Annotated in this window: 24 protein-coding genes, 2 tRNA genes and 2 pseudogenes; 15 read left to right on the forward strand and 13 right to left on the reverse strand. The window is 64.9% G+C overall.

Annotated elements, in window-relative coordinates; all coding sequences use genetic code 11:
• Positions 1-181: 181 nt before the first annotated feature.
• The 4 genes from folE (at position 182) to XH87_RS06235 (ending at position 3,993) form a co-directional block, all read left to right on the forward strand.
• Positions 182-874, forward strand: coding sequence for a GTP cyclohydrolase I FolE (folE, locus tag XH87_RS06220; RefSeq protein WP_035701764.1), 693 nt, complete (start codon positions 182-184; stop codon positions 872-874).
• 83 nt (positions 875-957) lie between these two features.
• On the forward strand, positions 958-1,380 hold the full coding sequence (hisI, locus tag XH87_RS06225) for a phosphoribosyl-AMP cyclohydrolase (RefSeq protein ID WP_158670615.1): 423 nt from the start codon (positions 958-960) through the stop codon (positions 1,378-1,380).
• Between the two features lie 82 nt (positions 1,381-1,462).
• Positions 1,463-2,530, forward strand: coding sequence for a lytic transglycosylase domain-containing protein (locus XH87_RS06230; RefSeq protein ID WP_271586540.1), 1,068 nt, complete (start codon positions 1,463-1,465; stop codon positions 2,528-2,530).
• Between the two features lie 287 nt (positions 2,531-2,817).
• A complete protein-coding gene (locus XH87_RS06235) occupies positions 2,818-3,993 on the forward strand; it encodes a DUF2336 domain-containing protein (protein WP_271586541.1) in 1,176 nt (391 codons plus the stop codon).
• 134 nt (positions 3,994-4,127) lie between these two features.
• Here the strand turns inward: XH87_RS06235 and XH87_RS06240 are convergent, their stop codons facing one another.
• The 3 genes from XH87_RS06240 to XH87_RS06250 form a co-directional block, all read right to left on the reverse strand.
• A complete protein-coding gene (locus XH87_RS06240; RefSeq protein ID WP_271586542.1) occupies positions 4,128-4,706 on the reverse strand; it encodes an Hpt domain-containing protein in 579 nt (192 codons plus the stop codon).
• 27 nt (positions 4,707-4,733) lie between these two features.
• Positions 4,734-5,279, reverse strand: a complete 546-nt coding sequence (locus XH87_RS06245) for a response regulator (RefSeq protein ID WP_008549760.1) — start codon at positions 5,277-5,279, stop codon at positions 4,734-4,736.
• Positions 5,280-5,379: 100 nt separating this feature from the next.
• Positions 5,380-6,159, reverse strand: coding sequence for an NAD kinase (locus tag XH87_RS06250; RefSeq protein ID WP_035701753.1), 780 nt, complete (start codon positions 6,157-6,159; stop codon positions 5,380-5,382).
• Positions 6,160-6,399: 240 nt separating this feature from the next.
• On the opposite strand from XH87_RS06250, the gene XH87_RS06255 reads away from it, so the two are divergent.
• Positions 6,400-7,968: a S10 family peptidase gene (locus tag XH87_RS06255; protein ID WP_271586543.1), complete on the forward strand. Its 1,569-nt coding sequence runs from the start codon at positions 6,400-6,402 to the stop codon at positions 7,966-7,968.
• A gap of 52 nt (positions 7,969-8,020) precedes the next feature.
• On the opposite strand, the gene XH87_RS06260 is transcribed toward XH87_RS06255, so the two are convergent.
• Both XH87_RS06260 and XH87_RS06265 read right to left on the reverse strand, forming a co-directional pair.
• Positions 8,021-9,403 (reverse strand): serine hydrolase domain-containing protein, encoded by a 1,383-nt coding sequence (locus XH87_RS06260; RefSeq protein WP_271586544.1) that lies wholly within the window; start codon positions 9,401-9,403, stop codon positions 8,021-8,023.
• A gap of 107 nt (positions 9,404-9,510) precedes the next feature.
• A complete protein-coding gene (locus tag XH87_RS06265; RefSeq protein WP_271586545.1) occupies positions 9,511-10,053 on the reverse strand; it encodes a tetratricopeptide repeat protein in 543 nt (180 codons plus the stop codon).
• Between the two features lie 250 nt (positions 10,054-10,303).
• Between XH87_RS06265 and XH87_RS06270 the strand changes: the two genes are divergently transcribed.
• The 4 genes from XH87_RS06270 (at position 10,304) to XH87_RS36595 (ending at position 12,778) form a co-directional block, all read left to right on the forward strand.
• A complete protein-coding gene (locus tag XH87_RS06270; protein ID WP_271586546.1) occupies positions 10,304-10,672 on the forward strand; it encodes a His-rich protein BRANT in 369 nt (122 codons plus the stop codon).
• 232 nt (positions 10,673-10,904) lie between these two features.
• On the forward strand, positions 10,905-11,300 hold the full coding sequence (locus tag XH87_RS06275; RefSeq protein ID WP_035701788.1) for a hypothetical protein: 396 nt from the start codon (positions 10,905-10,907) through the stop codon (positions 11,298-11,300).
• A 278-nt stretch (positions 11,301-11,578) separates the two neighbouring features.
• Complete coding sequence (locus XH87_RS06280; RefSeq protein WP_271586547.1) at positions 11,579-12,286, forward strand: outer membrane protein; 708 nt, start codon at positions 11,579-11,581, stop codon at positions 12,284-12,286.
• 249 nt (positions 12,287-12,535) lie between these two features.
• Complete coding sequence (locus tag XH87_RS36595; protein ID WP_035701738.1) at positions 12,536-12,778, forward strand: DUF6719 family protein; 243 nt, start codon at positions 12,536-12,538, stop codon at positions 12,776-12,778.
• A 24-nt stretch (positions 12,779-12,802) separates the two neighbouring features.
• Here the strand turns inward: XH87_RS36595 and XH87_RS06290 are convergent, their stop codons facing one another.
• Both XH87_RS06290 and XH87_RS06295 read right to left on the reverse strand, forming a co-directional pair.
• Positions 12,803-13,057, reverse strand: coding sequence for a hypothetical protein (locus XH87_RS06290; RefSeq protein WP_035701784.1), 255 nt, complete (start codon positions 13,055-13,057; stop codon positions 12,803-12,805).
• A 302-nt stretch (positions 13,058-13,359) separates the two neighbouring features.
• Entirely contained in the window at positions 13,360-13,734 is a 375-nt protein-coding gene (locus XH87_RS06295) for a hypothetical protein (RefSeq protein ID WP_271586548.1), read from the reverse strand.
• Positions 13,735-13,835: 101 nt separating this feature from the next.
• On the opposite strand from XH87_RS06295, the gene XH87_RS06300 reads away from it, so the two are divergent.
• The gene (locus XH87_RS06300) at positions 13,836-14,000 is read left to right on the forward strand and encodes a hypothetical protein (RefSeq protein ID WP_271586549.1); all 165 of its coding nucleotides are present in this window, start codon (positions 13,836-13,838) and stop codon (positions 13,998-14,000) included.
• Between the two features lie 3 nt (positions 14,001-14,003).
• On the opposite strand, the gene XH87_RS06305 is transcribed toward XH87_RS06300, so the two are convergent.
• Positions 14,004-14,219 carry a hypothetical protein gene (locus XH87_RS06305; protein ID WP_271586550.1) on the reverse strand — a complete coding sequence of 72 codons (216 nt, stop codon included), beginning with the start codon at positions 14,217-14,219 and terminating at the stop codon, positions 14,004-14,006.
• A gap of 254 nt (positions 14,220-14,473) precedes the next feature.
• Here XH87_RS06305 and XH87_RS06310 point away from each other — a divergent pair.
• Together XH87_RS06310 and XH87_RS06315 are read left to right on the forward strand one after the other, a co-directional pair.
• Positions 14,474-15,186: pseudogene (locus XH87_RS06310) on the forward strand (class I SAM-dependent methyltransferase).
• Positions 15,187-15,282: 96 nt separating this feature from the next.
• Positions 15,283-17,115 (forward strand): outer membrane protein assembly factor BamB family protein, encoded by a 1,833-nt coding sequence (locus XH87_RS06315; protein ID WP_271586551.1) that lies wholly within the window; start codon positions 15,283-15,285, stop codon positions 17,113-17,115.
• Positions 17,116-17,338: 223 nt separating this feature from the next.
• Here XH87_RS06315 and XH87_RS06320 read toward each other — a convergent pair whose 3' ends face one another.
• The 3 genes from XH87_RS06320 to XH87_RS06330 form a co-directional block, all read right to left on the reverse strand.
• Positions 17,339-17,722, reverse strand: coding sequence for a hypothetical protein (locus XH87_RS06320; protein ID WP_271586552.1), 384 nt, complete (start codon positions 17,720-17,722; stop codon positions 17,339-17,341).
• A 272-nt stretch (positions 17,723-17,994) separates the two neighbouring features.
• Positions 17,995-18,069, reverse strand: a tRNA-Thr gene (locus XH87_RS06325).
• Positions 18,070-18,231: 162 nt separating this feature from the next.
• On the reverse strand, positions 18,232-18,705 hold the full coding sequence (locus XH87_RS06330) for a hypothetical protein (RefSeq protein ID WP_271586553.1): 474 nt from the start codon (positions 18,703-18,705) through the stop codon (positions 18,232-18,234).
• Between the two features lie 281 nt (positions 18,706-18,986).
• Between XH87_RS06330 and XH87_RS06335 the strand changes: the two genes are divergently transcribed.
• Entirely contained in the window at positions 18,987-19,469 is a 483-nt protein-coding gene (locus tag XH87_RS06335; protein WP_271586554.1) for a hypothetical protein, read from the forward strand.
• A 43-nt stretch (positions 19,470-19,512) separates the two neighbouring features.
• Positions 19,513-20,019: a hypothetical protein gene (locus XH87_RS06340; protein WP_271586555.1), complete on the forward strand. Its 507-nt coding sequence runs from the start codon at positions 19,513-19,515 to the stop codon at positions 20,017-20,019.
• A gap of 60 nt (positions 20,020-20,079) precedes the next feature.
• Here XH87_RS06340 and rlmB read toward each other — a convergent pair whose 3' ends face one another.
• Positions 20,080-20,913, reverse strand: coding sequence for a 23S rRNA (guanosine(2251)-2'-O)-methyltransferase RlmB (rlmB, locus tag XH87_RS06345; RefSeq protein WP_271586556.1), 834 nt, complete (start codon positions 20,911-20,913; stop codon positions 20,080-20,082).
• 207 nt (positions 20,914-21,120) lie between these two features.
• Between rlmB and XH87_RS06350 the strand changes: the two genes are divergently transcribed.
• Positions 21,121-21,206 (forward strand) — tRNA-Tyr (locus XH87_RS06350).
• Positions 21,207-21,467: 261 nt separating this feature from the next.
• On the opposite strand, the pseudogene XH87_RS06355 reads toward XH87_RS06350, so the two are convergent.
• Positions 21,468-21,740, reverse strand: a pseudogene (locus XH87_RS06355) (IS481 family transposase); the annotation flags it as partial.

Genomic DNA, 21,740 nt, shown 5'->3' on the forward strand with positions numbered 1-21,740 from the left:
CTATATAGGGGCGGAACTGGCGGAAAAACAGTCCAGCGGTGCGGCGGCGGTGATCCGGAACCGTTGCTCCGGCGCGGGCTTGCGGACTTTCGCCAAGAACTGTTCTCTTCAGGCGTCCGGCGGCTTGGCCGCCCCGTCTGCCGGTGACACTCCGGCCGCGAGGCCGTCGAACGGAGTCGATATGGACGCTGCAATCAAATCCATCCGTCCCAACAAGCCCTCCGACCGGCAGCCCGAGAGCCGCCCGGCCGAGCTTGATCCTGCCGAATTCCTCGCGGCCGCCGTCCGCGCCGATCAGCCGCGCCCCGCGCGCGCAGAGGCGGAAGCTGCGGTGAAGACGCTGCTCGCCTATATCGGCGAGAACACCGAACGCGAGGGCCTGCTCGACACGCCGCGGCGCGTCGTCGAAGCTTTCGACGAACTATATCAGGGTTACCACCAGTGCCCGGCCGAGGTGCTCGACCGCACCTTCGGCGAGACCGCCGGCTATGACGACTTCGTCCTGGTGCGCGACATCGAATTCACCTCGCAGTGCGAGCATCACATGATGCCCTTCTACGGCAAGGCGCACATCGCCTACACGCCGGTGGAGCGCGTCGTCGGCCTGTCCAAGCTCGCGCGCCTGACCGATATCTTCGCCCGCCGGCTCCAGACCCAGGAGCACCTGACGGCGCAGATCGCGGCGGCGATCGACGAGGTCCTCAAGCCTCGCGGCGTTGCGGTGCTGATCGAGGCCGAGCATACCTGCATGTCGGTGCGCGGCGTCGCCAAGCATGGCGCCTCCACGTTCACCAGCCGCTTCACCGGCATGTTCCGCGACAATCCCGCGGAACAGGCCCGTTTCCTGTCCCTGGTGCGGGGCACGACGCGCTGACCTCGCAAGGCTTGATCTTTTGAGCATGGTCTTTTCGGAAAACCGCTTCACACTTTTCCTGCTCATGCTCCGGCGAGGGCCCCGTGTCCGCTCACTCCCATGAGATCGAGGAAGGTCTCGCCTTCCTGCCCAAGTTCGACGCGAGCGGTCTCGTGACCTGCGTCGCGACCGACATCGCCACCGGTGACGTGCTCATGGTCGCGCACATGAACGATGAGGCGCTGCGCAAGACGATCGCGACCGGCGAGGCCTGGTACTTCAGCCGCTCGCGCAATGCCTTGTGGCGAAAAGGTGAGACATCAGGTCAGACCCAACGCGTCGTCGAGATGCGTACCGATTGCGACCAGGACGCGGTCTGGATCCGCGTCGAACAGATCGGCGCGGCCTGCCACACCGGGCGACGGTCGTGCTTTTACCGCAAGGTCGAGGCCGAGGGCCGGGGAGCGAAGCTCGTCTTCACGGATGCCGAGCGGCTGTTCGATCCGAGCACGGTCTACAAGAAGTAGCCGGCCGTCATTCCGGGGCGTGCGAAGCACGAGCACGAGCGCTGAATTAACCCCCCATTAACCATACCTGTCCCACGTTGAGATGACGGGCGCCGAATTGCCGGCGTCGTTCAACGCCGGGCGGGCCGGGCACTTCATCATGTCGATCGACAATTTCAGTGCCACGCAGACGGCCGGCCTCGATCCGTCGCGAGCCCGCGTCGCCGGTGCGATCAAGCAGGCTTCGAACGTCACAGGCGTCAGCTTCCAGTACTTGCTGACCACCGCCAAGATGGAATCGGATTTCGATCCGGCGGCGGGAGCCACCACCTCGTCCGCGCACGGGCTCTTCCAATTCATCGACCAGACCTGGCTCGGCACCGTGAAGGAGGCCGGCACCCAGCTCGGCTACGGCAGCTATGCCGATGCCATCACCAGAACCCCGGCTGGCACCTATACCGTCGATGATCCCGTGATGAAGCGGTCGATCATGAAGCTGCGCGACGACCCCGAAGCCGCCTCCAGCATGGCGGCGGCGCTGACGCAATCGAACAGCTTCAAGCTCACCGGCCTGCTCGGCCGCAGGCCGTCCGACAGCGAGCTCTACATGGCGCATTTCATGGGCGTCGGCGGCGCGGCCAAGCTGATCGCCAATGCCGAGGACAATCCGCAGGCGGTCGGCGCGCGATTGTTTCCCAACGCGGCGTCCGCGAATCGCTCGATCTTTTACGCCAAAGACGGCCGCGCCCGCAGTGTCTCCGAGGTCTATTCGGTGCTCGATGCACGCTATGCCAGTGCAGCCAGTTCGAAAGTGACCCGCAGCGCGATGGCGATGTATGGCGGCACGCCGTCGACGACCGAGGTCGCGAGCGCCAATGGCGTGCAGCCGACTGCGCCGATGGTCGACAACGCCGCTTATCTCCAGACTTTTCCCAACACGAATGCCGTGACGCCGGTCAGCGCGACATCATCGACGACGGTCGCTGACAATACGCCAGTCGCGCCGGCCTTCCGCTCGATCTATCAGCCGGGCGACGCCACACAGCCGGTCTCGACCACGGTGCAGAAATTGTGGGGCAATAACGCCTCGGTCGCATCGGCCACGCCCGACGTGCGCCCGCCGCAACCGCTCGATCTCTTCAGCGACCGCAGCGGCACGTTCTCGAGCTGATCGAGCTCCCGTGTCCCGGACAAGGCGCATCGCGAAAGCGATGCGTCGCAGCGCCGGGACCCAGGCCACGAGCAGCACCTCTGAGATTCTGGGCCCCGGCTCAGCAGCGCATCACTAACGTGCTGCGCTGCGTCCGGGGCACGCGCGGCCGGCGGCTTGGTTCCCTTAACAAATCATCAATAAAACCAGTCGGTTATGGTGAACGCTTTGTTAAGCGTCGTGGTTTATTTTGTGTTGCGGGTGACGAGCCGTCATCATTTTCGTTTGTTGTGTAAGCCGGAAGCAGGATGATTGTTCGGCAGTTCATCAATTGGATCAGGACGGCGCCCGCCGGCGAGCGGGCCGAGGCAACACGGGCGTTGGCCCGGGCCTGGCTGATCTCAGACCTTTCCACAGATGACCGCATCGCCGCCGAAGGCGCGCTTCTGATGCTGCTCGACGATCCCTCGCCCCTGGTGCGGCAGGCGATGGCCGAAGCCTTTGCCCGCAGCGCCGAGGCGCCGGCCGCAATCGTGCGGGCGCTGTCGGCGGATCAGCCGACGGTCGCGGTGCCCGTGCTCGAACATTCCCCGCTGCTGATCGACGCCGATCTCGTCGACATCGTCGCGACCGGCACCGAGGAGGTTCAATGCGCCGTCGCACGGCGCATGGCGTTGCCGGTATCGGTCTGCGCCGCGATCGCCGAAGTCGGCTGCGCGGCTGCCGCACTGGAGCTGATCGAGAATCCCCACGCCGAGCTCGCCCCGTTCTCATGGAATCGCATCGTCGAGCGCCACGGCCATCTCGCCGCGATCCGCGAGGCGATGCTGGTGCTGGAGGATCTGCCGTCTGCAACGCGCGCCGCACTGGTGGCAAAGCTCTCCGAGACCCTGGCGCAGTTCGTCGTCGCGCGGAACTGGCTCAGCGCCGACCGCGCGGACCGCATCACGATCGAGGCACGCGACCGCTCCACCATGAACATCGCGGCGCGCTCGCGCGGCGAGGACATGCAAGGTCTGGTCGGGCATTTGCGCATCACCGGCCAGCTTACCGCGGGGCTGATCCTGCGCGCACTGCTCTCGGGCAATCTCGATTTGTTCGACGCGGCCCTAGCCGAACTCGCCGAGCTGCCGCTGGCACGCGTCTCCGCGCTGCTGCACGACCGCGGCGGCAACAGCCTGCACGCGCTGCTCCGTCGTGCCGGGCTTCCGGAGGCGACGTTCGCGGCGTTCCAGGTCGCGCTCGATGCCTGCCACGAGCAAGGCTTCGTCGATAGCGATGACGGCGCGGTGCGGTTGCGCCGGCGCATGGTCGAGCGCGTGCTCACCCATTGCGAGACCGACCGGGCCGCCACCGAGCCGCTGATGGTCCTGCTGCGCCGCTTCGCCACCGAGTCCGCGCGCGAAGAGGCACGGCTGTTCTGCGACGAGCTCGTCGCGGATGACGCGATCGAGCCGGTCCATGATGATCTGATCGCGGCATAGTTCAAAGCCCGCGATAGGGCAGGCCGGAAGACACAAACTCCGTCATTTCGAGCGCAGCGAAGCAATCCAGATTGTCCCCGCGGAGGGATTCTGGATTGCTTCGCTGCGCTCGCAATGACGAGAGGAGAGAGTCTTTACTCCACCGGTGCGATGCTCGGGGCAAGGATCACCTCGAGATGCTCGGGGCGGTCGCGGTTGACGTGGGCGAGATAGTCGTCGGCGACCTTGCGCAGGCGGCGGCTGAGCTCGGTGGAGACGCTGAGGCTGTCGAGCCTGGTGTTCTCGTGCACGATGGCGAGAATGGCGTTGATGTGATGCGTGAACAGCTCGGCCGGGACCTTCTCCAGATCGGGCGCATGCTCGATGACGCGGCACAGGCTCTCGGCGATTCCCGCAGCCGACGGAAAGCCGAATGTCGCCGCATCGCCCTTGATGTCGTGTGCGGCGTGGAACAGCTCGTCGCGCAGTTCCTTGGCGAAGCCATCCTTCTGCACCGCAGTCCAGGCGGCGGACAGTCTCTGAGCTTCGATCGCCATCCAGTCCTTGAACTCGCCGGAGAGGCCCGCGAGCGCCTGCTCGGCGCGGCCTACCGGATCGTCCATGTCTTTTTCTTCGACCCGGCGCAACACCTTGCGCAGCGGGTTGGGCTGCGTGATGACGTGGTGCGTGGCGAAAGCCCTGACCTCGATGTCCTTAGCGCTGTTCTTCGCCATGATGCCTGCCTCGCCTGGGACGTTGCGCTAGATGGAGGAGCGGGCCTTGTCGAGCAGCGAGGGCTGCTGCAGCACCTCGTGCTTTTCGCCGACGCGGCGCTCGGGGCCCATATAGGCGGAGTTGGTGTTGCGGCGCCGGTCCGGCCCGAAATAGGTCTTGGTCTTGATGAAGGGGCGGGGATTGGCGACGACGTTGAGGATGCGCTGATAGAGGCCCTTGGCCGAGATCGGCTTGGCCAGGAATTCGGTGACGCCGGCATCGCGCGCGACCGTGACGCGGCGCTTCTCGGAATGACCGGTCAGCATGATGATCGGTGCGTAAGGGTTGCCCTTGGATTCGGGCTGCCGAATCATCTGCGCGAGCTCGAGCCCGTCGAAGATCGGCATCGCCCAGTCGGTGATGACGATGTCGGGCACGTAGTGGCTGTACATTTCGAGCGCCGTGGCGCCGTCCTCGGCTTCATAGACCTCGCGCGCGCCGAAGGAATGCAGCAGCGTCCGCAGGATGCGGCGCATGTGCGGATTGTCGTCGCAGACGAGGAAGCGCAGCTTGTTGAAGTCGATGCGAAACATGACGCCCGGGCCAAAGCGGTCAACCTTCGTTAACCATATCGCGCCGGGAGTTAACGAAGCGTTGCGGCCGGGGCTCCGGGGGCGTTGCGCGGCAGGTTGTTCAGTAGCCGAACTGCTCGCGCAGGATACGCTCTTCCAGGCTGTGGCCGGGGTCGAACAGCATTCGCATCGAGATGGTCTTGTCGGAGAGCACCTCGACGCGGCGGACGTCGCGAACCTCGTCGTGGTCGGCCACGGCTGCCACCGGCCGCTTGTCCCCCTCCAGTACCTCGATCACGACATAGGCGGTGTTGGGCAGCAGGGCGCCGCGCCAGCGGCGCGGACGGAAGGCGCTGATCGGCGTCAGCGCCAGCAGCGCGGCGTTGATCGGCAGAATCGGTCCCTGGGCGGACAAATTGTAGGCGGTGGAGCCCGCCGGGGTCGCCACCATGATGCCGTCCGCGATCAGCTCGGGCATGCGCTCGCGCTCGTCGATCAGGATCCTCAGCCGCGCGGCCTGATAGGTCTGCCGGAACAGGGCGACCTCGTTGATGGCGTGGTGAAGATGGACGCGGTCATTGACGTCGGTCGCGCGCATCAGCAGCGGATTGATCTCGGATTCATGCGCGGCTTCGAGCCGGGCGCGAAGATCGTGCGTGGAGTATTCGTTCATCAGGAAGCCGACCGTGCCGCGGTGCATGCCGTAGATCGGCTTTCCCGTGTGCATGTTCTGATGCAGCGTCTGGAGCATCAACCCGTCGCCGCCGAGCGCGACGACGACGTCGGCATCCTTCGGGTCGCAATTGCCGTAGTCCCTGGTGAGCTGGCCGAAGGCGGCCTGCGCCTCGCTGCTCGGGCTGGCGACGAAGGCGATCCGGTCGTATCGCGAGGGTTTGGTCATGGCTTCCCAGGCAGGTGTGCCGCTGGCTCGAGTAAGTTCCGCCGGGCTCGTCTATACGAGGTGGGCCTCCATTGTCGAGGAGGACCGCCCTCCAAAGCTAACGGAGACTGTCGCTCCGGGTGATTTGACCCTGGGCGGCCTGTTCAGGTCCCGTCAGGCCAATGATCCCCCAAACCGTCGCAATTCCGCGCTAGCCTTCTGGGCCTCACCGGCTGTCACAGCCGGGCAGGGAGAACGATCATGGTGATGAATTTGCCGGTGCTCCGCCGCGCAAGCCTGGTGCTGGCAGTGTCGACTTTCGCTCTTGCGGGCTTTGCGCGCGCGGATGATCCGCCGCAGCCGCGCTCCGAGGCGGCGTCGCCGGCCGGACAGAAGGGCGGCCGCAGCAGTAACGTGCAAAGCGTGGCGCAGGGCTCGCCATCGGCGGCCGAGCTGCGCCGTCTCCCGCCGGATTCGACCACGAAGCAGACGCTCGATCTGCCCGGCCGAATCCTCAATTTCGCCGCGACCGCCGGCTCGATCCGCGTGTTCGACGGCAAGGGCGAGCCGCTGGCCGACATCGCCTACACGTCCTACGAACTCGAAGGTGCCGACCGCGCCACGCGCCCCGTGACGTTCCTGTTCAATGGCGGGCCCGGCGCGTCCTCGGCGTGGCTTCAGTTCGGCGCGGCCGGGCCGTGGCGGTTGCCGCTCGATGGCGAAGGGTTGTCGCCGTCGGCATCGCCCGAGGTCAAGCCGAACGCGGAGACGTGGCTCGACTTCACCGATCTCGTCTTCATCGATCCAGTCAGCACCGGCTACAGCCGATTTGTCGCCAGCAGCGAGGACGCACGAAAATCCTTCTACTCCGTCGACGGTGACGTCAATTCGATCGCGCTCGTGATCCGCCGCTGGCTGGAGAAACATGATCGGCTGACCTCGCCGAAATACGTCGCCGGCGAAAGCTATGGCGGCATTCGCGGCCCGAAGGTCGTGCGCCAGTTGCAGCTTCAGCACGGTGTCGGCGTCAGGGGACTGATCATGGTGTCGCCGTTGCTGGATTTTCGCGAGTTCGCCGGCACCAGCCTCCTGCAATATGTCGCGACGCTGCCGAGCTATGTCGCGGTGGCGCGCGAGGCCAAGGGACCGGTCAAGCGCGCCGACCTCGCCGACGTCGAGGCTTACGCGCGCGGCGAATTTCTAGCCGACCTCGTCAAGGGCGAGGCGGACAAGGAGGCCACCAATCGCCTCGCCGACAAGGTCGCCGAGCTCACCGGCATCGACCAGGCGGTGAGCCGCAGGCTCGCCGGCCGCTTCGACGTCGGTGAATTCCGCCGCGAGTTCGACCGCAAGAACGGCAAGGTGACGGGACGCTATGACGGTTCCGTGCGCGGCTTCGATCCCTATCCGGATTCCAGCAGCTCGCGCTTCGGCGATCCCTCCGGCGATTCGCTCCAGGCGCCGCTGACGAGCGCAGCGGTCGACGTCCTGACCCGCAAGCTCAACTGGCGGCCCGACGGCTCCTATGAAGTCCTGAACGGCGCCGTGGAAGGCCACTGGGACTTCGGCCGTGGCATCAACCCGCCGCAATCGGTCTCCGAGCTGCGTCAGATCCTCGCCACGGATGCGAAGCTGAACGTGCTGGTCGGGCACGGTCTGTTCGACCTCGCCACGCCCTATTTCGGAACGAAGCGGGTGCTCGACCAACTGCCGGCCTTCGTGACGCAGCGCGTGAAGTTCGTCGTCTATCCCGGCGGCCACATGTTCTATTCGCGCGACGGATCGCGGCAGGCGTTCCGCAGCGAGGTCGAGGCGATGATCAGGGAGTAGAGCTTGATCCTGAAAACGTGCGGAGCGGTTTTCCGATAGGATCATGCTCCGCCTAAAGAGGCCGGCGTTTGCGCGGCTTGTATTTCCGCGCGATCTCGCGCGCGACGACCTTGCCCGGCTTCACGTTCGCGCCGGCGATCCAGATGTCGCTGATCTTGCCGCGCTTGTCACGGATCCGGCGCACCGGCTCGCCGTGGCTGGAATAGCCGGCGGCCCAGGCGAGCTTGCCGGTGTCGCGGCCGGTGACTTCGATCTCGGCGGCATCCATGAAGGGATTGTTGAACTGCGGATTGGCGACGAGCGCGCGGTTGCCTGCGGGGACGAGATCGGTCGCGCCCCAGATCGTCCACCATCGGCCGGTCCAGTCGCGCACGCGTCGGTCGGGCGCGCCGCGGGTCTGGAAGACGCGAAGGATCTGCATCGCGCCGTCCATCCAGAACGGGGCCGCGCCGTCGATGGAGTTGCTGAGAATGCTGATCGCCAGCTCGCAAGCGGGAATGGAGCAGGTCCGGGAGATGTAGCCCTGGAAACCGCCGCCATGGCCGAACCAGTCCCAGCCGTCGGTCTTGCCGGCATTGACGCCCAGGCCATAGTAGGTCTCGAAGCTCTGCGGGATGCGCCAATGGTGTCGCGTCATCTCGCGCCGGCTCGCGGCCGACAGCACGCTCTTCTTCGCGTTGGGTGCCAGCTGCGCGAAAAAGCGGGCGGTGTCGGCGGCGGTGGCGACGAAGCCTGCGGCGGATGCCATCGCATGTGCGGGATTGTCGCCGGGGATCACGCCACGCTCGCCCAGCGGGACTTTGCGCGTATGCCCGCACGCGAACGGCGTGCCCCTGGCAAGCGGCGCATTCGGCTCGGTTTCGCGCAAGCCCGCGGCTTCGATGATCTCGCGCTTGATCCAGACCGGGTAGGGCTCCCTGGTGACGGCTTCTATCACGAGACCGATCAGCCCAAAGCCGTGATTGGAATATTTGAAGCGGGTGCCGGGCTCGATTGCGGTCGGTAGCTTCAATTCCGCGAGCAACTCTTTCGTGTCGAGATAGGGGCGGCTGTCGATGAACTGGCCGGAATCGGCGCCGTCGCGCGTCAACCCCGCGCTGTGCGAAAGCACTTGCGCGATCGTCGTCTCGGCGACGCGCGGATGCAGGCCGCCGACATGTTGGCCGACGGTGTCGTCGAGCCGGATCTTGCGCTGCTCGCGCAGCTTCATGATGCCGGCGGAGGTGAAGCTCTTGGAGTGCGAGGCGATGCGGAAGCGGTGGCGCGGGGTGAGCTTCTCGCCGGTATCCAGATTGGCGAGGCCGAACGCATGCTCGGCGACGACCTCGCCGCGGTGAGCGAATGCGACGAGGACGCCCGGCTGCTGGATTGTCGTCAGCTGGAATTCGATCCAGGAGCCGATGTAGTCGATCGCGGATCGCAGCCACGTGTCCATTGCGCACCAATTTGCCGGGAAGTTCGGTGCGGGAGGCTAGCCGAGAAAGCGGAACGGGCACAACCCGAAAGGTCATGCCCGTTGACGTCGTTCAAGGATGCGATGTCTCAGTAGACCAGCGTCGCGCCGGTCGGCTTGTCGAGCGCTGCGGCAAGCGAGCGATACTCCGAGCTATCGGTGCCGGCAAGCGAGGCGATCTTGTTCAGGTGATACTGCGCCTGTTCGCGGTTGCCCTGTTCGAGCTGCCAGAGGCCGTAATACTGCCAGGTGCGGACGTGGTTCGGATCGTCCTTCAGCGCCAACTCGTAATAGACCTTCGACGACCGATAGTCGCCGAGTTTGCGATAGGAGTAGCCGATCAGATTGGCGACGTCGGCGACGTCGTCGCGCTTGAGCGACTTCAACTTGTCGATCGCACCCGTGTAATCGTGATTGTCGTAGATCGCGGCATAGGCGGTGCGATAGGCCGCGAGGAATTTGGGATCGCTGACGGCGGAGCTCTTCTTCTTGCCCTTCTTGGACGAGCTATCCGACTTCGGCGGCGAGGACGGCTCGTCGCTGCCAGCGGCATAGGCGCTCGAGAGTGCCGGCGCTGCCGCCAGCGTCATGGCGACCAGGCCTGGCACAACAAGCGTTGAGAGTTTGCGCATCTAAATTCTCCAGTATGGAACGTGGCGATCCTACACGATTGCCCGAAGACCGAAACACCCACCGCACGGAAACATTCCCGCTTCGCACGATCTATTCGCCCGGCCGCGGATGACAAACTTGTCATAGAGATGAACGAAAGCCTGCAGAGGGCTTCAGACAGAGTTCAAAACGCCCAGCCTAGGCTCCGACCCACGATCGATGGGTAGGCGAGAGGGCGCCGCCTGGAGATCCTTCCAAGAGGAGACCACCATGTTGAAGACGATTTCCGCAGCCTTGTTCGCAGCTTCCGTGATCGCAGCCCCTGCCTTCGCCGCCGAGGCCGGCAAGACCACCACGACCGCCCCGGTGATCAAGGCGGACCAGAGCCAGACCAAGGCGGCGAATACTGCCGTCAAACCGGATGCCGGCGTCAAGGCCGACACGAAGGCTCCCGACGTCAAGGCGGATGCCAAGGCGGACAGCAGGTCGAAGGCGATGAACGCAAACGCCGCGGTCACCACCGATGAGCACAAGACCGTGCGCAAGCATCGCCACCATCACGAGCAGGTCTCGGCCAAGAAATCGCAGAAGGCGCAGCCGGACGCGACCAAGCCGGCCACGTCGGACAAGCGCAACTGACGACTGATCCCGCGCGGCGGCATCCCTGGCATTGCCCCGCCGCCGCGTACGGAGTTCAGGCCCGGTCCGTTCGCCGTGTCTCGTGCGAAAGCCCGAGGCGCCGGGGGCGGGCCGGTGCGCTGTTTGCGCCGCCGCAAGCGGATTCCCTTCGTGCAGGCTTGGGGCTAGAACGTCTCCTGATCGGATCGAGCGGAGAGCGGGGCCTGTGGGGCGATTGGCGAGATGTGCGGTGATATTGGCGTTGCCGCTGGCGCTTGCGGCATGTTTCAGCAGCGATGGTGATCGTCCATCCCTGATCGGGGGGGCTCAGGCCGGCGGGCCGCAGCCGTTTCCCGACAATTTCCGGAGCGACACGCTGGCCCTGATGCGGACCTATCTGAACAATCCGGTCGGCGTGCGCGACGCCAGCATGGCCGATCCGGTGCAGCGCGAGGTCGGCGGCCGGCAGTTCTATGTGAGCTGCCTGCACTTCACCCCGCGCGAAACCGATGGCAGCTACAAGATCATGCGCGAACGTGCCGTGATCTTCGTCAACGGCCGGGCGGACCGCGTGGTCGACCGGACCAGCGATCTGTGCGCCGGCGCGGTTTACGCACCCTTTCCGGAACTGGAAAAGATGACGCGGTAGCGCAAAGCCCGCCTTCATCGCCTGATGTTAGATATCGGAGGCGCTGGATCACATTTCGGCGAGCGTTGAACGGGGTGATTTCGTCTTGCGACAAATTGTGCGTCAGGCCTTGCGCAGGCGACAAAAACAGTTAGGTCAGGGCGGTGTGGCGGAACAAAATTGTGTTGTTGCCACCCCGTCACAGTGACGAACGATCAACGTTCCGGCATCGCCGTGAAGCAACCCAATTCACGCCACGTTGTTTCCTGAGTGTCGTAGTTGAAAGAACGGGGATGAACATGAAGTCGATTTTGCTGGGTGCAGCCGCTGTGCTTGCGCTGGCCGCTCCGGCCGCGGCCGCGGACATGCAACCGCGCACCTACACCAAGGCTCCGGCCTATACGCCGCCGCAGGTCATCTACAACTGGACGGGTTTCTACATCGGTGGCCATGTCGGCGGCGCGTTTGCTGGCGACAACAGCTTCCAGTCCAGCGACGCGCGCTTCATGGGCGGTGTGCAGGGCGGCTTCGACTACCAGTTCGCGCCCAACTGGGTCGTTGGTGTCGAGGCTCAGTACTCCTGGCTGCCGACCAACGACAACGGTGTCACCTTCCCGCTGGGCACGCAGGTGACCTCCAACACCGACCAGATCGGGTCGGTGACCGGTCGCATCGGCTATACCTGGGGACCGACGCTGCTTTACGCCAAGGGCGGTTATGCCTGGCGCAATAACGGCCTTGGCGTAAACATCGCCGGGGTACCGCAGGCCTTCACCACCACCGGCAACAACAAGAACGGCTATACCGTCGGCGCCGGTCTCGAATACATGTTCGCACCGAGTTGGTCGGCCAAGGCCGAATACCAGTACTACAATTTCGGCAGCACCACCTTCACCTCCGGCCCGGCCGACATCGTCGGCGTTCGTGGCCGGGAGGACGAGCATACCGTCAAGGTCGGTGTGAATTACCGCTTCGGCTGGGGCGGTCCGTCGGGCTCCCGCTACTGACCGCCCGGCAATCCAAGACCCGAAAGGCCGGCTCCGCCGGCCTTTGTCTTGCCAGCTTTCCGTTTGCCGGCTCCTCCTTGTTTGCATTGCGTGAACCATCTGGCGCGTCATTTGCTTGCAAACGATGCTGGCGCGCCTTCTCACGCGCGTCATGGGGCCGGGGTAAAGCAAAAATAATTCTTGCGATTTACGGAACTCGCGCTCCGGAACGCGTTATATGACAATTACCGGGCTGGTGGGACGACGGACATGCGTATCTTGGTGTCGGCAGTAGTGCTCTCATGCTTCTTCTGCCTGCCGTGCTCTGCACAGACAATCCTCAGATCCGAGCCTCTGATGCTGGCGCCTTATGAGGTCGCCTTCGTCAAGGATGCCTCCTGTCCCTCGGGCAAGGTGCTGAAGGTCACCGGCGCTATCCGTGGGCTGCATCGCCGCAAGGCCTGCGTCTCTATGCCTGGCGAGCAGGCGTCGCTGGCGGCCGCCACGCCCTGAGCTCCGGTCCGGTTTCGCCGGAGCTCAAGAATTCAGTTCAAGCTCCATCCTTGACTGCTGGTCGGCCTCAGCCTTGTTCTTGGCGGGGTCCTCGCCCTGAGCTGCCTGGCAAGGCGCGATCTTGTAGTCATTGTCGAGCACCCGGCGGGGTCCCGGCCGCTCGTCGTCCGCCATCACGTCCACGACGAGACCACTCCGCTGCGCGAGCTTCCAGACGTCGGACTCGCTCGGATAGGCCTTGCTGATCCGGGCATCATTGCAGAACAGGGCGTAAGGCATTTTTTTCCCGCTCCAAGAAAGCCAGTTAACGAATTTGCCGGGCAAGGGGTTCCGGTCCGGAGTTCGATCACGGCGCCGTGATCGGCTGCCGCGGGCCCCTGAGTCCTTAACGAGTCCTGAATTCCGGGAAAAAGAATCCCTGGGACTCGTTGGCCGGAATCAGCGGATGTTTTGCGCCATGACGAGCGACCTGAAGACCTCCTGCGGGCACATGCTCCTGCCGCTCACGCTGGCGCTGTTCGGCGCCTGCGCGGCCAATCTCTGGCTGGTCTGGTCTTGGCTGTAGGCCTCTGACGGCGGCCTCATTTTTTTGCCGGTGGGCCGGATGCATCCCGGATGGCGGTACGCAATTTGGTCAGGGTCGCCGCACAATACTCCTCACGCTCGCGCTCGAAGCGCTCCTGATGCTTGCGGAAACTGGCGATGCGGGCCTGCATCTCGGTGCGGAAACCGCCGCTTGCCCGTGGCGGCGGGAGAGGTGCGGGCTGCGGCGGAAGGGGGGCTTGCGGCGGTTCGATCTCGACTGCGACCGCCTCCACGGCGACGATCTCCACCGCAACCGTCGAGCCGGCCGCGGGCGCCTCCGGCTGAAGGATCTCATCCTTCCTGCCGGTCACCGATTGGACGAAGGCCAGTGTCTGCGCGATCAGTGCGTCGCGCTCCGTGATCCATTTCATGATTCACCTCAGCCGCGCTCATTCCAGCAAAGCGGCTGCGTCGAATCAAGGAGGTCCGCAAAGGGATTGCATATTTTTCCCGGTCGTCCGACATTAAGCGAATGGTTGCAGGCGAAGAACGGTCGGACGAAGTGGAAGGGCTGAGGCTCATCCGTGCGTTCCTGTCGCTGCCGGCCGACAAGCGGGCGGAGGTGATCACGTTTGCCGAGGAATTGGCGCGTGCCCACGCCCGGCCCGCGGAGGGCAAGGAGGTCTTGCCGCGGTGAGCGCTACCGCTCGCGCGGATTGACGTTGGGCTCGAACGGCGTGCCGACCACCCGCACGGTCTGGGCGGTGACGTCGATCGCCACCCTCTCGGCGGCCGGTTTCTCCGGCCCCGGCCCAAGCACAGGCTCGAACAGCATCAACGTGCCGGCCACGGCGCCACAGCACAGCGTCACCACCGCCAGCAGAAACATGTTTCGGTTTTCTTCCTTGATCAGCATGGGTCGAGAACGAGTGACGCACGTCTTTGGTTCCGATCCGGCATTTCATGGACCTATCGCGCCAGCAGAAATCCAATTGCGATTGCGAACAGCACGGCCATCATGACGATGGCTGTAACCGCACCGGCGGCGATCCTGGCCTTCTCTTTGAACGTGGTGGAGCGCATCGCATGCGCAAACTACCTCATGTTGAGTCGATGTACACTGGTTGAGTCGATGTACACTGGCTCGCGACTTGGCTCGAGGCTCGTCCAATGATCTCCCATCGTCCTCCCGTGCTCGCCCACGAACGTTTTCTCGCGACCGCGACAGTTTCGCGGGCCTCGATCTCGCCGCCCGGTTCGAGCGGATCGAGCGCACCAACCTTTGGGGCGCGGCCAACTCGGCGTCGGGCCTCGGCTCGGAGGATGCTGCGACAACGGCGGTCCGCGAGGCGCTTCCTCCGTTGCTGCAATGGCTCTGCGTGCGCTCGCTGCTGGATGCGCCCTGCGGCGATGCCGGATGGATTGGTCGGCTCAAGCTCGATATCGATTACACCGGCATCGACATCGTGCCGTCACTGATCAAAGCCAACCGCCGGCGTGTCGCAGACGGCGGCTCGCCGGGCCGGTTTCTCGTCGCCGACATCACGCGCGATGCACTGCCGCGTGCGGACATCATTCTCTGCCGGGACTGTCTGGTGCATCTGAGCTTTGCGAACATCGATCGCGCCGTCGCGCAGTTTCGGATGAGCGACGCGCGCTTCCTGCTGGTCACCACCTTTCCCGAATGGGACGGCAACCGCGATTGCGAGGACGGCGACTGGCGGGCGCTGAACATGGAGAAGGCGCCGTTCAACTGGCCCGCGCCGGACGCGCTGATCAACGAGCGTTGCGAGGAGGGCGGTGGCGGCTGGCGCGACAAGAGCCTCGGGCTCTGGCGGCTGGACCAATTGCCGAATCGCGTTCGCTTGGCCACGGATCTGTGACGGCCGAGCGCGCAATGTCCATTGCATCCGTGATCGCGCCGGCGATAGATTTTGGGTTGTGTGAAGTGATCGCCAACTCGCCTGCCGGAGCCCGCGATGAGAGCATGTGCTGTCCTGGCCGCGTTGTTGACTTGGTGCAGCGCGCCGGCGCTGGCACAGCAGGACGGTGCCGCACTGTATGCCGCGCATTGCGCGCAATGCCACGATGGCGATGCTCAGGCCCGCGTGCCGAGCCACGGCGCCCTGCAGGCGATGTCGTTCGACCATGTGCTGGGAACGTTGACCTCGGGCAGCATGGCGGCCATGGCAAAGGACCGCAGCGACGCGGAACGCCGCGCGATAGCTGCCTTCGTCACGGGCAAGACCGCGGCTGGCGGGATTGCGGCCGACGCGGACGGCCGCTGCACGCAGCAGGGCAGCGGCTTTCCGCAAGCCCTCGACGGTCCGCGCTGGAACGGGTGGGGTGTCGATGCCCGCAACAGCCGCTTCCAGCCGGCCGACATGGCGGGGCTGACCGCGGCGCAGGTGCCGCATTTGCGGTTGAAATGGGCCTACGCCTTTCCCGGCGCCTCGGTGTCGTTTGCGCCGCCCACCATCGTCGGCGGCATGCTGTTCATCGGCGGCACCGACCGCAAGGTGCACGCGCTCGATGCGCGAAGCGGCTGCACGCTGTGGACTTTGGCGCTTGATGCGGCGGTGCGCGCCGCGATCAGCTTCGCGCCACTTCCGGGCTCCGACCAGTTCGCGATCTTCTTCGGCGATTTGCGCGCCAACGCCTATGCCGTGAACGCGCTGACCGGCGCGCTGATCTGGAAGACCAAGGTGGAGGAGCACGCAGCCGCGCGCATCACCGGCGCGCCGACGCTGCATTCCGGCGTGCTCTACGTGCCGGTATCCTCGATCGAAGAGGCCGCGGGCTCGCAAGCCTCTTACGAATGCTGTACCTTCCGCGGCAGCGTGGTGGCGCTGGACGCCGCGACCGGCAAGACGATCTGGCAGGCCTATACGATCCCGGAAGTACCGCATCCGACCAACAAGAACGCGAAGGGCACGCAGCTGTTCGGTCCGTCCGGCGCCGCGATCTGGTCGGCGCCGACGATCGATGCGCAGCGCACTGCGGTCTATGTGGCGACGAGCAATTCCTATTCGAATCCGCCGGCCGCGACTGCCGATGCGGTCCTGGCGTTCGAACTCGCAACCGGGAAGCTGCTGTGGAAGCAGCAGGCCACGCCCAAGGATGCGTTTGTCGTGGCCTGCTACGCCGCGGACAAAACCAATTGTCCCGACGACCCCGGGCCCGATCACGATTTCGGCCAGTCGCCTATCCTCGCCACCTTGCGGGACGGCAGGCGCGTTCTCGCCATCGCGCAAAAGTCGGGCGTCGTGCACGCGTTCGATCCCGACGACGGTGGCAAGATCCTGTGGCAGACCCGGATCGGGAAGGGCGGCCCGCTCGGCGGCAGCGAATGGGGTTCGGCTGCGGACGGGGAGCGCATCTATGTCGCCAATTCCGACGTGCGCTTCACGCGCGACGGCACGCGGCAACTCGATTCCACGCAAGGCGGCGGCCTGTTCGGCCTCGACCTCGCCACCGGGAAGGTCGTGATGCAGGTGCCGCCGGCTGCTTGCGGCGAGCGCCTTCAATGCAGCCCCGCGCTTTCGGCTGCGGTGAGCCTGATCCCGGGCGTCGTGTTCTCCGGCGGCGTCAGCGGCTTCCTGCGTGCCTACGCCACCGACGGCAAGCTGTTGTGGGAGTTCGACACCGCGCGAGATTTCGAGGCGGTAAACGGCATCCCTGCCCACGGCGGTGCGATCGACGGCCCCGGGCCGGTCATCGCCGGCGGCATGGTCTACACGAATTCCGGCTACGGCCAATGGAGCGGTGTCGCCGGCAACGTGCTGCTGGCTTTCGAGGTGGGGACGGAGTGAGCAACAACGCGTTCGCTCTCATGTCCCGGACGCGCTGCAACGCGTTAGCGTTGCTGCGCTGGGCCGGGCCCCAGAACGGCACGGAAGCATGCGGCACGATGAGCCCGGCTCTGCAGCGCACCGCCAAGAGGCGCTGCGCTGCGTCCGGGGCAAGGGCCGATGGACTCAGTCAGAGTTTGGCGGAAAGGCGGCGTAATCCACGACGCCTTCACCCAATGCAGCCCTAGTAGTAAGCCGGGCCATGATCCCAAGCGTAGCTGCGGAACGGTGCGGTGGCGATGGCACCGGCGGTGCCGATCGCGGCGCCCGCAACATCGCCCGCGAAGTCCAGCGGCGCAAACCCGGTCTGATAGGCCGGGTAGTACGCGTAGCTCTGCCGCGGGTATCCGGCGCCGCCATAGTTGTAGAATGACGGCGAAACATATCCGTAGTAACGCCGCGGGTTTCCGGGACCGTGGTTCAAGCAGTTCGCGTTCGGATGCCACTGCTTGCACGAGCCCGGATATTGCACCACCGACTGATCTGCCGAGGCCGGGGTCGCCATCGCGGCCACCGCCACTGCCGCGGCGCCTGCCATTGCAGCTGTTGCCAGGTTCAAACGATTCATTGTCATCCTCCTTTTGGTTCGCTTGCGTAGGCCAAAGCATGAGGGCGGGTGTCGTTCCGGCGGTTTCCGGTCTTTCGGGCCCAGAGGAGTCAAACGGACGTGAGGAAACAGGCGCGAGGTCCGTGCGCATCAATGCAGTGTCACGGCTGCAACAATGACGGTATAGACCAGGTTTACCCGAACTTCACCGACCGCGCGGCCCGCAGCGTTCAACCTCAAGCGAATATCGGGCGTTCGCGAGCGCGACTAGTTCCAGCCAGGTCTTGCATCGCTGGTGCCGGCTGAGGGGATTGAACCCCCGACCTTCGGTTTACAAAACCGCTGCTCTACCGCTGAGCTAAGCCGGCGACGCTTCAAAGCGGAGCAGGGCCCGGCATTGCGCCGCGCTGTCCACCCGCGCGTCGCAATATCAGACTTGGTTGGAAAGTGCCAGAACCCGAGATGCTCGTCGCAGGCACGAAACAGGCGGCCTTAAGGCCGCCTGATCCATCGCGCTCACTCTCGTCGACCTACTGGCAGATGTGCCGGCGGCCGTCTTCGCCCTTGAACCAGGTGCCGGGCGTACAGACGAAGCCGTTGCGCTGGGCATAGGTGCGGGTGTCCCATCCACGATTGTTCCAGCCGCGGTCCCACGAATTGTCATAGGCGTAGGAATTGTCCCAGCCGCGGAATGGGGCGGTTGCAATCGCGCCAGCGGTGCCGATCGCGGCGCCGGCGACGCCGGCCGCGACGTCGGTCGGCCAGAAGCCGGTACGGCTCCTGTTCCAGTCGTTATTCCAGTCGCCATTGGTGTGGCGATAGGACATGCGGCGATGACGATAGCCGCTATCGGTGTATGGGTTTCCGGGGCCGAGGTTCTGGCAGTTGGCGTTGGGAAATTGCGCCGAGCAGCGGCCGGGATTGGTGACGACCGCCTGCGCCATGGCAGAGCCTGCCAGCATGGTTGCTGCAATCGCCGTGGCCCCGAGAAGCTTGATGTTCATGGCTGTTCGCTCCCACTTTGTTGACGGGAGCTAAACGCTGAGGGCGCAGGACGTTCCGATGCAACCGTGGGATTTTCACCCCTGGACAGTCAAACGGATGTGAGCACGCGGCGCTGTTCCGGCGGCGGATCCAGCGCCGTTAACGTTTCGCTAGTTCGCTCAGCAGCATTTGAACGGCGCGCAATCCTAACACATTAGGCTTACCGGAATTTGGTGAGGGGACCTTAACCCTCTCTGCGTCGCGATCGGATAGGTTGTCGTCGGATAACCGGGGTCTCTCCATGCGCGCTGTGGCGCTCGTCGCCTTTGTGATCGGACTGCCTGCGACGGCTCTTGCCGGCGGCTTCGATATCGTCGTTCCCGGCCGGCCCGGCGTGCCGATCATCATCAACAACATCGACGCGTCCTATAGCGTGGTCGAGGGCGTTTGGGGCCTCGGCAAGAACCAGCAGGTGCAGCCCACTATCTATGGCGGTCGCTATATTGCCGAGCGGCAGCCCGGCGACGTCGGCCATTATTATCCAACGCTTGGCCTGCGGCCCGGCTACGGCCGGCTCGAGGTCGAGCCGCCCGCGAACCGCAAATTGCCCAAACCGGCCGAGAGCTACCATGAGAGTTTGGGCGCGTCGTCCGCGCCGCTTCCGCCGCAGATGGATGCGCCCGTCGATCCGCCGCCGGTGATCTACGCGCCCGAGATCAATGATCGTCCTCGGCCCCCTCGGCCGCGGCCGCATACAGAGATGCCCGGCAGGCCGCCGGGTTGAGAAACGTGAAAACCAAAAAAACGAAAATCAACAGGAGAAAGTAATGCGTCAGATGATTTCGGGACTGGTCGCGGCAGCTGCCGTGGTGTTCGCCGCCACCGCGCCCGCCGCGGCCTGCGGCTTCAGCACGTGCGCGCCGGTTGCGCCGGTCTATTCCGGCTGCAACACCGGCTGCGGCGGCTATGGGTATGGCTATGGCTATGGCTATGGCGCCTATGAACGTCTCGCCGAGCCGACCACGCAGTATTATTACGTGAACCAGGGCCCGACCTATACCGGTCCGGGCGCCTTCGCGCCGTATCCGACCTACCGTGAGGACGCGGTCGTCGCGCCTGCCAATTACGGCTATGGCTATCGTGCCGCTGCGGTCGCGCCGCCGGCCGCTTACCCCTATCGCCGTCCGTACTACCGTCCGTATCGCTATGGCTACGGCCCGCGCTACGGCTATCTGCCGCGCGTGCACTACGGCCATGCTCCGCGCTACGGCTATGCCCATCGCCACGCTCCGCACTACTACGGAGGTCACCGCGTGCTGCGCCGCTATTACTGATCTCTGATCGGCCAAAGCCAACGAGACGCCCGTCCGCGCGATGCGGACGGGCGTTTTGCTCTATTGGGGCTTCATCAACCCGAGCCGGCTCGCACCGATATAGAGCGCGAGCACGGCGGCGTTCGAGACGTTGAGGCTCTTGATCTCGCCGGGCATGTCGAGCCGTGCCACGACGCTGCAGGTCTCGCGGGTCAATTGCCTGAGGCCCTTGCCTTCCGCGCCGAGCACGAGTGCAAGCGGCTCGCGCAGCGCGACGTCGCTGATCTCCTCGCTGCCTTCGCTGTCGAGCCCGACGGTCTGGAAGCCGCGCTCGTTCAGCGCCGTCAGCGCACGGGCGAGGTTTTGCACCGTGATCATAGGGACCAGTTCGAGCGCGCCGGAGGCGGCCTTGGCCAGCACGCCGGTCGCTTCCGGACTGTGCCGCGCTGTGGTGACGATCGCCTTCACCGCGAACGCTGCGGCCGAGCGCAGGATGGCGCCGACATTGTGGGGATCGGTGATCTGGTCGAGCACCAGCACAATGCCTTCCTGCGTCAGGGTGTCGATATCGAGCGAGGGCAGGGGATCGGCCTCGGCCAGGAGGCCCTGGTGCACGGCGTCGGGCGACAGCAGCCGGTCGATCTCCTGGGGCCGCACGATCTCCGGCGCCACGCGGGTCTCGATATTCTCTTCCGCGAGGCGCCTTGCGGCGTTCTCGGTCAGCGTCAGCTTGCGGATCCGGCGCCGAGGGTTGGCCAGCGCCATGGTGACGGTGTGCCAGCCATAGAGAATGACGGGTCCGTCGGGTTGCGAATCACGGTCGCGCCAAGCCGGCCGGCCGGTCGATTTCCCGGGCCGGTTGAAGGGCTTAGCCCCGCCGCGAGCCCCCTTGGGGCCGAATTTTCGATCCTTCATGGGCTCGCTTCTGTCATGGGTTCCGGAATATGGCAATTTCGGTGCCTGTGAGGGCGATTTTAGCTGCTTGCCTCGGTTGACTTTGCCCCACCGCTTCGCCCATAAACGCGCCCGGTCGCGCCCCGATCCGGGCTGTCGCGGCCTTCACGTTCCATGGCCGTCTTCGGTCCGCCGGCAAGGTCCGGCCCGATTGTGCTGCCGTCGAGCGGGGGAGTGTCCCGAGTGGCAAAGGGAGCTGACTGTAAATCAGCCGCCTCATGGCTTCGCAGGTTCGAGTCCTGCCTCCCCCACCATCCTGCTTCTGTCCAGCCCGGACACATGGGTAACAGAACGTACCTGAGACATGGGTGACAACCTCGTGCCGAACGGGTTGTCGAGGTTTGCAGGTCAGTCCACGCCTTCATGGCGCCGGACCATTATTGCTCGGCACGCACATTCGCCGTCAACCCCGCGCGCCAAGGGGCGCGCCCCCTGCGGGGCTTCGAGGGTTGACGGCTCAGCGCGGCCAAGCAAGGGGCTGCCATGCCAAGAATGAGCAAGAGTGCCGATCTCAGTCAGAGAGAGGATGTCGTACCGGAGACATCGGTGACAGGCCTCGGACCGAACGGGTTGTCGAGGGGTTGCAAGGTCTTTTGCTCCAGGTCGAAGTATCCCAGGTCGTAGTGCATGAAGCTGACGAGCCAAATGCCGTCGTCGACTTCCTTGATGCCGAGCTTCTGTCCGGCCAGCACGATGGAGATGTTGATTTTCTTGCGATGCAGGCAAAGGCGGCCGCAGGATGTGATGATGACGTCGCGATCGTGGAAGGGATAGGACAGTTCGGGCAA

Origin of the sequence: Bradyrhizobium sp. CCBAU 53415 (assembly GCF_028128735.1) — a bacterium.
In the GTDB taxonomy this organism is placed as follows: domain Bacteria; phylum Pseudomonadota; class Alphaproteobacteria; order Rhizobiales; family Xanthobacteraceae; genus Bradyrhizobium.